At 41.4% G+C, this 13,950-nt stretch carries 15 protein-coding genes; 9 read left to right on the top strand and 6 right to left on the bottom strand.

The genetic code is table 11. From position 1 onward, the window contains the following. Positions 1 to 103: 103 nt before the first annotated feature. The gene (gene fumC / locus ACTJIX_RS11365) at positions 104 to 1,498 is read right to left on the bottom strand and encodes a class II fumarate hydratase (RefSeq protein WP_005222011.1); all 1,395 of its coding nucleotides are present in this window, start codon (positions 1,496 to 1,498) and stop codon (positions 104 to 106) included. Between the two features lie 108 nt (positions 1,499 to 1,606). After that, positions 1,607 to 2,614, bottom strand: coding sequence for an SDR family NAD(P)-dependent oxidoreductase (locus tag ACTJIX_RS11370; protein ID WP_005222004.1), 1,008 nt, complete (start codon positions 2,612 to 2,614; stop codon positions 1,607 to 1,609). A gap of 67 nt (positions 2,615 to 2,681) precedes the next feature. Here ACTJIX_RS11370 and tusD point away from each other — a divergent pair, with 67 nt between their 5' ends. Genes tusD through ACTJIX_RS11390 form a run of 4 tightly spaced genes read left to right on the top strand, consistent with a single transcriptional unit; the run spans position 2,682 to position 4,069 of the window. After that, positions 2,682 to 3,050 carry a sulfurtransferase complex subunit TusD gene (tusD, locus tag ACTJIX_RS11375; protein WP_004894594.1) on the top strand — a complete coding sequence of 123 codons (369 nt, stop codon included), beginning with the start codon at positions 2,682 to 2,684 and terminating at the stop codon, positions 3,048 to 3,050. 44 nt (positions 3,051 to 3,094) lie between these two features. Beyond that, positions 3,095 to 3,445, top strand: coding sequence for a hypothetical protein (locus ACTJIX_RS11380; RefSeq protein WP_004894591.1), 351 nt, complete (start codon positions 3,095 to 3,097; stop codon positions 3,443 to 3,445). Positions 3,446 to 3,456: 11 nt separating this feature from the next. After that, the gene (locus ACTJIX_RS11385) at positions 3,457 to 3,741 is read left to right on the top strand and encodes a hypothetical protein (protein ID WP_004894589.1); all 285 of its coding nucleotides are present in this window, start codon (positions 3,457 to 3,459) and stop codon (positions 3,739 to 3,741) included. A 16-nt stretch (positions 3,742 to 3,757) separates the two neighbouring features. Then, on the top strand, positions 3,758 to 4,069 hold the full coding sequence (locus ACTJIX_RS11390) for a TusE/DsrC/DsvC family sulfur relay protein (RefSeq protein ID WP_004894586.1): 312 nt from the start codon (positions 3,758 to 3,760) through the stop codon (positions 4,067 to 4,069). A gap of 180 nt (positions 4,070 to 4,249) precedes the next feature. On the opposite strand, the gene ACTJIX_RS11395 is transcribed toward ACTJIX_RS11390, so the two are convergent. Beyond that, positions 4,250 to 4,774, bottom strand: coding sequence for a hypothetical protein (locus ACTJIX_RS11395; protein WP_004894583.1), 525 nt, complete (start codon positions 4,772 to 4,774; stop codon positions 4,250 to 4,252). 273 nt (positions 4,775 to 5,047) lie between these two features. Further along, entirely contained in the window at positions 5,048 to 5,515 is a 468-nt protein-coding gene (ybaK, locus tag ACTJIX_RS11400; RefSeq protein ID WP_262478361.1) for a Cys-tRNA(Pro) deacylase, read from the bottom strand. 867 nt (positions 5,516 to 6,382) lie between these two features. Here ybaK and aroQ point away from each other — a divergent pair. From aroQ to accC, 3 genes are read left to right on the top strand one after another with little or no spacing between them, the layout of a single operon-like run. Continuing rightward, on the top strand, positions 6,383 to 6,838 hold the full coding sequence (gene aroQ, locus ACTJIX_RS11405; protein WP_005221864.1) for a type II 3-dehydroquinate dehydratase: 456 nt from the start codon (positions 6,383 to 6,385) through the stop codon (positions 6,836 to 6,838). A gap of 16 nt (positions 6,839 to 6,854) precedes the next feature. Then, positions 6,855 to 7,271, top strand: coding sequence for an acetyl-CoA carboxylase biotin carboxyl carrier protein (gene accB, locus ACTJIX_RS11410; RefSeq protein WP_004809213.1), 417 nt, complete (start codon positions 6,855 to 6,857; stop codon positions 7,269 to 7,271). A gap of 21 nt (positions 7,272 to 7,292) precedes the next feature. Beyond that, the gene (gene accC / locus ACTJIX_RS11415) at positions 7,293 to 8,657 is read left to right on the top strand and encodes an acetyl-CoA carboxylase biotin carboxylase subunit (RefSeq protein ID WP_262478362.1); all 1,365 of its coding nucleotides are present in this window, start codon (positions 7,293 to 7,295) and stop codon (positions 8,655 to 8,657) included. Between the two features lie 68 nt (positions 8,658 to 8,725). Here accC and ACTJIX_RS11420 read toward each other — a convergent pair whose 3' ends face one another. Continuing rightward, positions 8,726 to 9,151 carry a hypothetical protein gene (locus ACTJIX_RS11420; RefSeq protein ID WP_171056660.1) on the bottom strand — a complete coding sequence of 142 codons (426 nt, stop codon included), beginning with the start codon at positions 9,149 to 9,151 and terminating at the stop codon, positions 8,726 to 8,728. A 329-nt stretch (positions 9,152 to 9,480) separates the two neighbouring features. Between ACTJIX_RS11420 and ACTJIX_RS11425 the strand changes: the two genes are divergently transcribed. Then, on the top strand, positions 9,481 to 10,908 hold the full coding sequence (locus ACTJIX_RS11425; RefSeq protein WP_004894573.1) for a sensor domain-containing diguanylate cyclase: 1,428 nt from the start codon (positions 9,481 to 9,483) through the stop codon (positions 10,906 to 10,908). A 36-nt stretch (positions 10,909 to 10,944) separates the two neighbouring features. Then, the gene (locus ACTJIX_RS11430) at positions 10,945 to 12,435 is read left to right on the top strand and encodes an amidase (protein ID WP_005221861.1); all 1,491 of its coding nucleotides are present in this window, start codon (positions 10,945 to 10,947) and stop codon (positions 12,433 to 12,435) included. A 19-nt stretch (positions 12,436 to 12,454) separates the two neighbouring features. Here ACTJIX_RS11430 and ACTJIX_RS11435 read toward each other — a convergent pair whose 3' ends face one another. Beyond that, on the bottom strand, positions 12,455 to 13,621 hold the full coding sequence (locus ACTJIX_RS11435; protein ID WP_034433981.1) for an MFS transporter: 1,167 nt from the start codon (positions 13,619 to 13,621) through the stop codon (positions 12,455 to 12,457). Positions 13,622 to 13,950 lie beyond the last annotated feature (329 nt).

A 13,950-nucleotide genomic window follows, 5' to 3' on the forward strand; every position in this document is an offset into this window, starting at 1 on the left:
TCATCTAGTGCTATTGTACGCAACTCTGCCTGAGATAAAAACCACTGCTGACTATTCCATGATAAAACAGGCTTAAAGATTGAAAATAAAAGCGTTACAAGCTTTATTTCGCATTCGCTGAAACCATTTTCTCAGGACGGACGACTTCATCAAACTGTTCAGCTGTGACTAAACCAAGTTCTACCGCAACCTGTTTTAGAGTTTTACCTTCTTTATAAGCAGTCTTGGCAACTTTGGCTGCATTCTCATAACCAATCACTGGGTTCAATGCAGTAACCAGCATTAATGAATCATGTAAGAAGTGCTCAATCTTGTCACGGTTCGGCTCAATACCGACGGCGCAGTGATCATTAAAACTATTACAGGCATCACCGAGCAGCTGAATGGATTGCAACAAGTTATACGCGATTACAGGCATAAATACATTCAGCTCGAAATTTCCAGATGCACCTGCCACATTAATGGTGGTGTCATTTCCAAGCACTTGCGCCACAACCATGGTCATCGCTTCGCTTTGAGTAGGATTGACCTTACCCGGCATGATGCTTGAGCCTGGTTCATTTTCAGGAATACGGAGTTCCCCAAAGCCGCAACGTGGCCCACTGGCTAACCAGCGAATATCATTGGCGATTTTATTCAGACTCACTGCTAAAGTTTTTAATGCACCGGAAGCAAAGACTGCCGCATCACGACCTGCCAAAGCTTCAAATTTGTTTGGTGCAGTGACAAATGGCAGTCCAGTCAGTTTTGCCAGAGTTTGCGCTGCTTTTACTGCATAGTCAGGATGGGCATTCAAGCCTGTACCTACTGCTGTGCCCCCTAAAGGCAATTCATATAAACCATGCAGTGCCTGTTCCAGACGCAATAAACCGTGATCTAGCTGAGATACATAACCACTAAATTCCTGACCTAGTGTCAACGGCGTAGCATCCTGTAAGTGAGTACGGCCAATTTTGACGATGTCTGAGAATTCCTGAGATTTGGCATGCAAGGTATCACGCAGTTTTTTTACTGCTGGAATCAGTAATTCATTGATTTGCAGACTTGCAGCGACATGAATTGCTGTTGGGAATGAGTCATTCGTTGATTGAGCACGATTAACATGATCATTCGGATGAACCGGTTTTTGAGAACCTAAAGGATTTCCCAGATTCTGGTTAGCGATATTGGCAATCACTTCATTACAGTTCATATTGCTCTGCGTACCAGAACCTGTCTGCCACACCACTAACGGGAATTGACTATCCCATTGTCCTGCAATCACTTCTTCTGCTGCTGAAACAATATAACCTGAAAGTTCATGCGGAATCTGATTTAATTCGGCATTCGTCAAGGCTGCCGCCTTTTTAACCAGACCCATGGCACGAATCATGGGCCGTGGCAGACGTTCATTACCAATTTTAAAGTTCTGCAAACTACGCTGAGTTTGTGCTCCCCACAGTGCTTCACTGGGTACAGCAACTTCACCCATGGTGTCATGTTCAATACGTGTTTGCATATTTAACCTCTTTATAAAGTTTTAATATTTCCTTGTTCCATCTTAGGCAAAATAGAACAGCATGTAAATGATAATTATTATCAATAATTGGGATAGCGTTAATCGGTATTATTGCCCACGTAATGTGTTCTGATAAAAACGCCACTCGTCTTCAAGCATTTGCCGAATCGAACGCTGAGGCTGCCAGTTTAAAGTGTTCCTGGCCTTTTCCGCCTTAGAGCCAACCTGATCTACTTCCGGATTAGTGTAATATAGCGCCTCTTCCGTCTTGATATTGATTTGCGTCACTTCACCAATTTCATCGAGCAATTTCTGAATCGAAATCAATTCGCCCGCTATATCAAAGGCTTCACAGGCAAAACTTTGTGTACTGAGCCATTGCAGACTCTTAATGACTGCATCACAACAATCTAATACATGCAAAAAACTGCGTTCTACAGTTTTATCTTCAGTATTGGCCTGTTTTCGCAGTTCAATACTTTCCCGCTGTAAGGCTCCAACCTGCATGGCCAAAGGCACGATATTTTTTGGTAGCGGCGGTACCACTTCACCCAGTACCCCATGTTCAAAGGCACCCGAAATATTGCATAGTCTGAGGATCGCAATTTTCCATTCATTATCAGTACGTGCAGTATCACGGATAATTTCTTCTACCATCTGTTGAGACTTGATATAAGGGTTTGGATAACTGAAATTAAATGGTGTTTCTTCAGTCAGATCAGGACTGGATTGCCCATAAACAGCAAGGCTGGACAAATGCACAAGATTACGAACACCCGTCCGTTGCATGGCACGTAAGAGACTCATAATACAACTGACATTATCATTGTAATATTCCAGCGGTTTTAGTACCGATTCTTCTAATGATTTAAAGCTTGCAGTATGTACCACGGCGTCAATGGAATTCTGTTCAAAGACTTTGTTTAAAGCAGGCGTATTACGGATATCAATTTTAACAAAAGGCACATACATGCCGGAAATGAACTCAAGACGTTCTAGCGTCTGTAGGCTGGCATTGGCCAGATTATCGACCACAATGACCTGTTGCCCTTGTGCGAGCAGACTTAAAGCAATATGAGAGCCTATAAAGCCTAAACCACCGGTCACTAAAATCATTGTATACTACCTTTTTATTATGTAGCCCAGATCAACTGCTTAGTTGATCAAGCCTGTAGTGAATTTCATGAGCACCTTAATTCTTATTACCTCCGCCCCGACGTCGATACATGCCTGGCATGCCTTGGGACTTGCCAAAGCATTAAAGCAAAAACAGGAAGACTTTCGGGTTTTCTTTTACCAGGACGGTGTGTCTGTTGCTAATGCTCTGCAATGGGTACCGGATGACCAGCGTCACCTGACCCGTGAGTGGCAGTCCTTGCAACTACGTCTGCCCGTATGTGTAAGTGCGGCGTTAGCGCGTGGTATCACAGATCAGGAGAATGCTCAACGTCACAATATTCAACAGCATAATCTTGCAGATCAGTTTGAATTGGTCGGATTGGGCGAACTCGCTGATGCTGTTCAGTCTGCACATCGTCTGCTTCAATTCTAATCGGTCTATTTTTTGGGATATGTTGCTTTTAAAAGGTATATTGTGTGAAATCTGTACTCGTTATATTAACTCAATCGAATCTGAATTCCTTGCAGGTTCATGAAAGTCTTTCTGCGACCATGGTACTTGCGACCTTTGGTTCAGACGTGAAAGTCTTATTACAAGGTGCAGCTTTAAGCCTATTACGTTCAGATCTGCAATTTGAACAGCTTAAACATGCGTTCAAAATTGCTTCCAACATGGTCGACAGTTTTGAATTTTATGATCTGACCCCAATTCTGGTGGAAAGTAAAAATCAAAACTCGCCTTTTATACAAAATACAGAGCAAGAAATTGAATTTGTCGAATTAAACCCAGCCTTTATGCAAGGCTTTAACCATGTATTGTACTGGTAAGGTTGCTCACCATGTCTGATAAAACTCTTTATATGATTCAAGCCAGCCATGCGGCTACAGCACAGATTATCGAACAACTGTCCCAACTCTATAGCGAAAATGATCAGGTAATTCTGATGGGCGATGCAGCCTTGTCAGTTGAGCATCCATTTATTCAGCAGCTGAAAGAGATTTATATTCTGGAAAATGAGGCTGAGTTATTGCCTCAACCAGAAGTAAAAAATTTGAAAATTATTAATTATACCGAATTTGCAGAACTATGCTTGGGCTTTAGTCGCTGTATTTCTATGAAGTAACACATACGGATCTATCATGAATTTAGAGTTAGACCAAGATGGTCATTTAGTGGACTATACCATCTGGAATGAAGACGTCGCACAGGTGCTTGCCGAGAGCTTAGAGTTAAAACTGACCCCTTGGCATTTTGAAATCTTACAGGCTGTACGTCAGTTTTATCAACAGTTTGGTCATTCTCCAGCGACACGTCCTCTCATCAAATTCCTGATGAAAACTGTAGGGCCTGAAATCAACAATGCTGTACTTCAAGAAAAATTTAATACAGGCTTGGTGGCACGCCACCTTAGTCGTTTGGCAGGCATTCCTAAACCGGCGAATTGCCTTTAAGCAGATATATAATTACTACTCATGCAAGTTTAAAAACGATACAGTTTACTTAACTTGCATGAGATGATTTTTATATCCTGTAGCTAGAGTATAAAGTTTACAATCATGCAGACCTTCATCTCTCAGCTTAATTCTGAAGAACCACTTTAATACATCACACTGATATTGTTCGCCTCTAGATCATACCGTGCTTAAACTCATCTCATCAGAAATTATATGTGTTTCATAATAAGAATAACGCGTTTTCAATTTTGCCGATGCTCGTGTCAGTTCATGTTGGTACTCAGGCAAGAATGTCTGTAGCAAATTAATATTGGCGAGTGCCTCCTCCTGTTTAAGCGCCTTATTTTCCAATAATGTTTGTTGCCTGTTTAGAAATATTCTCAGCTGCAAATATTCAGGCTTATGTCCATCCTGCATTGCAAATAGCATACTGGCAAAATCTGAAACAAACTGAGCGCGCTGTTGGTTCAAAGGCTGAGATTGATTCCGCACCACTCCCTGACGCTGTACAGCCTGATTCAAACTTTCTGCCTGACGGTCTAGAAACGGCGTATGGGTATTCATCCCATAAAATGCTAAACTGCTGGTGCGGTTCAATCCCAATTCTTCCCGATGGATTTCATTATGGACCTGATAACCAATCAACCATAAGATTAAAAATAGAGCCACAGTACTAAGCAGGTAAACGCCTTTTTCATTCATATGCCACCTCCCGGTTAAAACCGTGCAGAAGTGATTCCCCAAGTGACAAAAATAGACAAACAGCGTTAAGCCAAATAACGATCTTCATGAGCAATGCTCCAATTTATTTTTCTTTTAATTTCTTATTGTTGTAAGTAACTCATGGTTACCTTTGCATTAAAACAATATACAAATGCAAAAAAAATGTGTAGCGCTTTCCGACCAAAAGAAAACCCGAATTTTGCACTCCGGGTTTAATTAAAATACTAATTAATGTCTTTTTAATACATTAAATTATTCATCAACTATATCAATAAAAGGTGCATTTAAAACCTTGGCTAAATCTGCTGGGTTTAGACCAATGTCCAAACCACGCTTGCCACCACTGACATAAATTTTATTCAGCCTTTCTGCTGATACATCAATCACAGTTTTCAGGCGTTTCTTTTGTCCCACTGGGCTGATTCCACCCACCAGATATCCGGTTAATCGTTCTGCCTGTTTAGGATCTGCCATCTGCAATTTTTTACAACCGAATGTAGCAGCTACTTTTTTAAGATTAAGCTGATGATGAACAGGTAATACTGCCACAAAATATTGCTTTTCATCCGTGACTAATAGCGTTTTAAAAACCTCTTCAACAGCTAGGCCCAGTTTCTCTGCTGCTTCTAAACCAAAGCTTTTAGCATTGGCATCATGTTCATATTCGTGAATGCTATATTCGATTTTACTGGCTTTTAAAAGTTTGCAAGCTGGAGTCATGATATTTGACTATTTTGTTTTAGATAGCTGCATTATATAAAATTCACACCTTTCTCGAACATGTCTAGACTATTTATAAACTATATTATTCGATAAAGTTTCTACGAAAAGCCTCATTGAAGAGGGTGAGTGTCGTTGAGTTACCCCCTACGACCATTCATTGACTTAGTAGACGACCTTTTGCCAATTTAAATGCTTTATCTTTTGGCTGAATATTCAGCATTGAATACAATTCTATGAACATTTCAGTCAATCTCACTATTTTGCGATACAGGAATTAAAAATAGGGCGAATCAGTAAGTTTAACTCACTACCTGATTCCACTGTTAAGCTCAGGAGTTGACTCTTTTTCTATGCATACTCACAACTCTAAGGGATCTTAAAATAATAGCTAATTGAGATATTTTTTATTTAAAACAAATTAAATTCAATAACTTACTTAATAAAATCTCATATAATTAGAATTATTATATAAAAACCAGTCATGGGCACTTTTTAAACAGACTTTTTTTCACTAAAATTTAAGATGAATAAGCTTTAAACCTTAAATACTGCAAACATCTAGTAGGATCTGATCAAAAATAGTTGACTTCTTTATTATCTGTCGGCAATGTTACATAAACATTATTAACTGTTTTAGCCAATTAGGCTTACAATGTAAAAATCCGACATAACTCCCATAAATGTCATTTTTTAACATTGCCAATTCCTTGCAAAGTTCTCATTATATAGCCCACTATCAGGCAGGCAATTTCTACACCAATTCAGACAAAATTTTTATAAAATGTAGAATTTCATGCCATAATGAAGGAAGTTTGCTGACATCTTGCAAACTTCTTTTGAAACTTTTGAATTGGAGCAAGCTGAATGAGTTCGACCATTTTGGTCATTCATGGACCGAATCTTAATTTGCTGGGAAAGCGTGAACCAGAAGTATATGGTCACTTGACTCTTGATGACATCAATCAGCAGCTCAGCGCTCAGGCTAAAAATGCCACTTTAGAATTAGACTCTTTCCAAAGCAACTGGGAAGGTGCCATTGTCGACCGAATTCATCAAGCACAACAAGACGGCGTGCAATACATCATTATTAATCCTGCAGCTTTAACGCATACCTCTGTTGCAGTGCGTGATGCACTTCTTGGCGTTGCCATTCCATTTGTTGAAGTCCATTTGTCTAACGTTCATGCACGTGAGGCATTTCGACATCATTCATATCTGTCCGATAAGGCGATCGGCGTGATCTGTGGTCTGGGTGCAAAAGGCTATGTCGCTGCCCTCGATTACATCATTGAAAAAATTCAATCTTCTAAGCAATCTTAATTAGGAATACTGTCTCATGGATATCCGTAAAATCAAGAAACTCATCGACCTGATGATTGAGTCTGACTTACAGGCGATCGAAGTTAAGGAAGGAGATCAATCCATTGCCCTGACTCGTCGCAATCCAGTGGTTGCAGCAGCTGTTCCTGCAATGCCTGCACCTGCAGCTGATGTACCTGCTGCGAAATCCCCACGTGGTGCTGTGGAAAAATCTCCGATGGTTGGTGTGTTCTATGCAGCACCAAGTCCAGGCGAAGCACCATTTGTGAAAGTGGGTCAAACTGTTTCTGCTGGTGAAACACTTGGTATTATTGAAGCCATGAAAATCATGAACCCGATTGAAGCAACTCAGAGCGGTGTGATTGAAGAAATTCTGGTGAAAAATGGTGAAGTGATTCAGTTCGGTCAGCCACTTTTCCGTTACCGCGCTTAATCACCTCGGGGATTCATAATAATGTTGCAAAAAGTTTTAATTGCAAACCGTGGTGAGATTGCCCTGCGCATCACCCGAGCTTGCAAAACTTTAGGAATTAAAACTGTCGGTGTCTATTCAGATGCTGACAAGGACTTGATGCATCTGCGTTTCTGCGATGAAGCAGTATGTATCGGCCCTGGCGCAAGCAGTGACAGTTACCTAAATATTCCAGCAATTATCACAGCAGCTGAGATTACCGGTGCGGATGCGATCCACCCAGGTTATGGCTTTCTGTCTGAAAATGCTGAATTTGCTGAAATTGTTGAAAGTTCTGGCTTTATCTTTATTGGCCCACGTCCTGAACACATTCGCCTGATGGGTAATAAGGTTTCTGCCATTATTGCCATGAAAAAAGCCGGCGTACCAACAGTACCAGGCTGTGACCATGCAGTAACCATCCACAATGCCCTTGCTGAAGCCAAAGAAATCGGCTTCCCGCTGATCGTAAAAGCTGCTGCGGGTGGTGGCGGACGTGGTATGCGTATCGTTGAACGCGTGGATACCCTGCTTGAGTCTGTACAAGCGGCACAACGTGATGCAGAAATGTGGTTCGGCGATGATACGGTTTATATGGAACGCTTCCTGCAAAAGCCACGTCATGTTGAAGTACAGATCTTGGGCGATGGTAATGGCCATGCGATCCATTTGTATGACCGTGACTGTTCTTTACAGCGCCGTCACCAGAAAGTACTAGAAGAAGCTCCTGCACCAAATCTGCCTGAACAGGCACGTGCTGACATTCTGGAAGCTTGCGTGAATGCATGTAAGTTAATGCAATACCGCGGTGCGGGTACATTTGAATTCCTGTTTGAAGACGGCGAATTCTTCTTTATTGAAATGAATACCCGTGTTCAGGTAGAACATCCTGTCACTGAAATGGTAACTGGTGTTGACATCATTGAACAACAGCTTCGTGTCGCAGCCGGTCTGGGTCTGGATATTCAGCAAGAAGATGTCGTTGTTAAAGGTCATGCGATCGAATGCCGTATTAATGCGGAAGATCCATCTACCTTTATGCCGTCTCCGGGCATGATTGAGACATTTTACACCCCAGGTGGCGCAGGTATCCGTTTAGATTCGCATATCTACCCAGGTTATAGCATTCCACCATATTATGACTCAATGATTGCCAAGCTGATTGCACATGGTAAAGATCGTGAAACAGCCATTGCCCGTATGAAGCAGGCACTTGATGAAATGATTCTGACTGGCATCAAGACCAATATCCCGCTGCATAAAGATCTGATCCTTCAGGATGTGAACTTCTGTGAGCAGGCAATGGATATTCACTATCTCGAAAAACATCTGCTTAAACAACTTGAAGGTGCTGAAGAAAAGGCTTAATCCTCTTTCAGTATCCTTAAAAAAAACCGCTGATCATTCAGCGGTTTTTTATTGTCTGTAATACGACCCTAAGGAAGAATACGTCTTAAAGTTGCAAAACACTGCTCTGCCTTTTCAGTGGCACAGAAATTAATCGTATGTGGATTCTGCCATTTCACAAAATACTGTGAGACTTCACCGGACTGATCTTCTTGATTGCCAGAACAGTCTTTCTGGTTATTGTCATATTTCACCTGAAGAATTAAGGCCGGAACCTGAGCGGTGGTATCTTGCGGCAACTGATAGTCATAGATGCCTGATGACCATTCATCACCACTTTTAATAATCACATTGTTATCACTTTTAAAATTATAATATTCAACACACTTGCGGTTAGTCGGGATTTCCATTCCCCATAAGCCCATGATTTCAGGACGTGTTACGATACGGAAGGTATTGGCAACAGCTGAAGCTTGTGCTGCTGTTTGGGTATTTTTATTTATATCTGCAGCCATCGCCCAGGTGGTTAAGGTAAGCAGCATAAGGCTTAGACATGTTTTTTTCATATTAAAAATAGTATTCCTTGGATTGTCCCTAACTTAGCATATTTTTGACAGTGGGGAGTATGGCGAAAAATCATTTCATCTACTTAAATAAAAATATCAGCTAGATACATAATAGCCATTTCTTTTCCACATTATTTTGTTTATATTTTGTACTTATGCGATTTTAAGTATTGATTAAATTACAAACAATCAAAAACAAAAAGAAAGATCTCAAAGCTTATTTAACTAAAAAAACAGCATGTGATTTTTCATTGTAAATATACTAAGGTAGCTTCATTTTGCGATTTGCTGATTTTAAAGAAAAACAACTGGATCCGGATAGCTCTGCATATCTCATTATTGCGCTGTTAATTCTTATCTGTAGCTTTATTGGCATTGCAACGCGACCAACCGGCTATTTAGCATTTTTATGGCCAGCCAATGCAGCCCTACTCGCCTTCTTTTTACGCTTTCCACAGCTCAACAATAAAGGTGGCTGGCTAGGTGCGTTCAGTGCTTATATGTTTGCAGACCTGCTCACAGGTGACTTTTTTCTACAAAGCTTTTTTCTGACACTTTCAAATCTGTTAAGCACTATCGTTTCCCTATTCTGTATTCGCTATTTCAAAATTAATTATAAGTACTACAACAGCGGGTTTACCTTTATTCATCTGTTCGGTATCTGTGCCTTCGCAGGATGTCTTGCCAGCGCAGCATTTGCAGTGATTACTCTGGTGAATATCCCCGGTTCCTTTATCACTCCGGAAAACATGAAAATTGACTTTTTCCTGTGGTGGACTGGGGAAATGGTTAACTATATTATCATCCTGCCTTTGGTACTGGCATTCCCTACGGCCAAGCAAATTCGTTATTTTGCGAAAAATCGCAGGAAAAAATCTTATTCTTTCAGTTATTTTTTTCCGATGATCACTGTCGCGGTCTGTGTGGTCTTAACTCATATTTTTGCCGGGCCTGGCGCATTAATCTATCCTCTGGCCGCCTTAATCTGGGCAGCACTCACTTATCGTATTTTTACAATCTCGATTATTAATACACTGGTTCTGATCACCACTTATAGCAGCCTGACACAGATCTATCTGGCTGATCAAACCCTGGCAGATTCTACGACTTTTGTGTCCTTACGCATCGGCCTGTTTATGCTGGCACTGGCACCACTGATTCTGTGCATTATCAGCCAAAACCGGAATGAGCTGTATAAACATGTGCTTTATCTCGCCAATTATGACAGTTTAACCCGTACCATGAACCGCCATTACTTCTTTAAAGAAGGTGAAAGTTTACTGAAACAGTCTAGAAAATTGTCGTTCTCTCTTATTATGCTGGATATTGATTACTTTAAACGCTTAAATGATCAATACGGCCATCATGTTGGTGATGCAGTTTTACAGCAATTCTCTGAATTGGTGCGTACCAATCTGCGTAGCTGCGATCTGTTTGCCCGGATTGGTGGTGAAGAGTTTGTCGTCTTAATGTGGGATATAGAGCACGATGAAGCGCATTGGGTGGCTGAACGTATCCGTGAGCTGGTACAGCAAACACCAATTTATCTGGAACATGGCAAATCGGTGCATATCACGGTAAGTTTGGGTATTACCCATCAGGAAGCACCACAGCAGACCGAACTGCAGGATCTGATCAATATTGCAGATCAGGCGCTTTATCAGGCCAAGCATATGGGTCGTAATCAAGTCGTACTTGCATCTTAAAATTTTTAACTTTTATTTATTCAAACAGGGAATGTCATGAATTATCAGGAATATCTTAGCTATGATGGTCTGGGACTGGCCGAGCTGGTCGCAAAAAAAGAAATCCATGCTTCAGAGTTACTGAATATTGCTTTAGAACGCAGTAATCAGGTCAATCCTGAATTAAATGCCATCGTGATCCCGATGCATGATTATGCCTTAAAACGTACTGAGGCAAATTTATCAGGTCCTTTTGCAGGTGTGCCCTTCTTGGTTAAAGATCTGTTTCAGGAGTATGCCGGTTATCCGACTTCTTATGGCTGTACTGGTTTTAAACGTATTGGCTATATTCCGGATACCAATGCGGAAATTGTGAATCGCTGGGAAAAGTCCGGCATTGTAACTTTTGGCCGCACCAATACACCTGAATTTGGAATCAAAGGCATTACCGAGCCAGATGCCTGGGGTAGCTGTAAAAACCCTTGGAACTTAGCCCATAACAGTGGCGGTTCATCAGGTGGTTCTGCTTCTGCTGTTGCCGGGGGGATCGTGCCGATTGCGGGTGCGGGTGATGGCGGTGGTTCGATTCGAATTCCTGCTTCTTATTGCGGTCTGTTTGGTTTGAAACCAAGCCGGGGACGTACACCTTGGGGGCCACAAATGAGTGAAGCCATGCATGGTGCAGCGATTCAGCACGTTCTGACCAAAACCGTTCGTGACAGCGCTGCGATGCTGGATGCTACGCATGGTGAAGATCATCATTCCATGTTCAAGATCGAACGACCACATACGCATTATCTGGAGATTATTCAGCAACCACCGAAAAAACTGAAAATTGCATTCAATACCAAATCTCCTATTGGCACCAAAATCTCCAAAGATGCAGTTCAGGCCATTGACCAGACAGTGAAACTTTTGGAATCATTAGGACATGAGGTAATTGAAGATCATCCAGCGATTGACGGGATGCAATTGGCTAAGGATTTTATTACCACCTGGTTCAGTCAGTTCTCTTATATGCTTGAGGAAATCCGTAGGCAATATCCGTCTAAATCAACTGATTTTGAGCTAGATTCTCTGGTGTTATGTGCTTTTGGTGCCAAAACCACGGCGATTGAATATATCCAGAACCTGAACAACTGGGGTGTCTATGTTTCCCAGATGAATCATTTCTTTGAACGCTATGATTTATACCTGACACCAGCAACGGCGTCGGTGGCACCACGCAATGGTGAAGTAAAAACACCCGCTTGGCAAAAACCGATTATGAAAGCATTACTGGGTATGGGAAAGGCACATCTATTGGCGCAGGGTAAACTGATTGATCAGATCGTCAAGGAAAACCTGAAATGGGTGCCATTTACCCAGTTATCCAATATCACTGGCCTACCCGCCATGTCAGTACCACTATACTGGAACGAGCAGAATCTACCATTAGGATCTCAATTTATCGCGCCGTTTGCTCGTGAAGATCTGTTATTACAACTGGCTGCGCAACTAGAAGAAGCGCAACCATGGTTCGATCGTTATAAAGATATTCAGATCTAATAATTCAAGAATCATTATTTCAGGTGGACTTTGTGGGTTCCACCTGATTGGGTAAACCAGATAAAAATAGTAAACCCATTAGCGTAGCCACAGCGGCATATATAAAGATAGTCGCACCGCCAAATTGATCCCAGTACTGACCAGCAAGAATACTGCCACTAGCGACGCCAATCCCCCACATGGTGCTATAGAGTGCTTGACCTCGTCCCTGCTGTCCTGCCGAGAAATTCTGGAAAATCACCCGCATCGCAATCATATGAAACAGGCCAAAACTAAAAGCATGAATACTTTGTGCCATAAACTGCACTATAAATAGCGAAGGCAGCAGACCTACAATCAGCCAACGCAATCCTGTCAGCAACAAACAGATTATTACCAGTGTTCGCCACGACCAGCGATTAAAAAATAAAGTCGCATAAGCAAACATGATAATTTCCGCAATCACCCCAACCGACCACAGTAGTCCAATCTGACTGGTACTATATCCATGCTGACTGAGAAAATTGCTATAGAAGCTATAAAATGGCGCATGGGAAAAAAGCATAATCAGCTCAATGATGAAAAAGCTGTAAACCACTGGCCGTTTCAAGATTGGCCATAACGGTTCAAGCTGTTTTTGTGCAGATGGCGCCGTCGAAGGTTCCTTAATGCTAAAGGACCAGATAAAAGCAAGAAATGAAATACACAGTAATAATACTGGCAGCATACTGACCGGGATAATTTCAAATATTGCTCCAACAGCAAAAACACCAACAATAAAACCCACCGATCCCCATTTACGCACTTTGCCATATAGCTCGGCACGTTTTTCTCCGAGCCAGAAAAGCGTCACACCTTCAAATTGCGCCAGAATCGCATTTTGGAAAAAGCTAAAAATTAGCATCAGCAATGCCACAGACTGAAAGCTGTTTGGAACGATAAAAATCATAAACCAGATACAGGCTTCCATCCAAGTAGCAATGCGCACCAGCAGCATGCGTTTGCCAGATTTGTCAGCAATCCAGCCCCAAATGAGGGGTGCAAAAAAGCGAGTGACAATGGCAATTGAAGATAGAATCCCGATCTCTGAATAACTGAAACCTTGATCTTCAAGATACAAACTCCAGAATGGCATGAATGCGCCTACAATGGCGTAATAAAAGAAATAGAATCCGCCAAGTCGCGACTGGATGGGAAGATTGAGCATTAAAATAGGCTTACCTAATGATTTATAAACTTAAAAGATTTAAAAATGAATCACATTGTATTCGTTTGTCTCCATTTCAACTCAACAATCTATAAAATTTATTTTTTGTGAATTTTTAGATTTTACGAAATTACTTTTCCAAAATTTTAATCAATTTTTTGTTAATTAAATCATTGTCATACCTCAAATAATGTCAGAAGCTTCTAATTATCAATGGCTTTGTTGCACAAAGATTTGAAATGCAAAGCGCCCCTAATTGAGCCAAATTTAAGGCGTAACTTGGGTAAGTGGGCGACCTAATTCCGTAAATCTGTTAAGGACTGCTACAC

Source organism: Acinetobacter sp. 22323, assembly GCF_052044895.1.
Classification (GTDB): Bacteria; Pseudomonadota; Gammaproteobacteria; order Pseudomonadales; family Moraxellaceae; genus Acinetobacter; species Acinetobacter schindleri.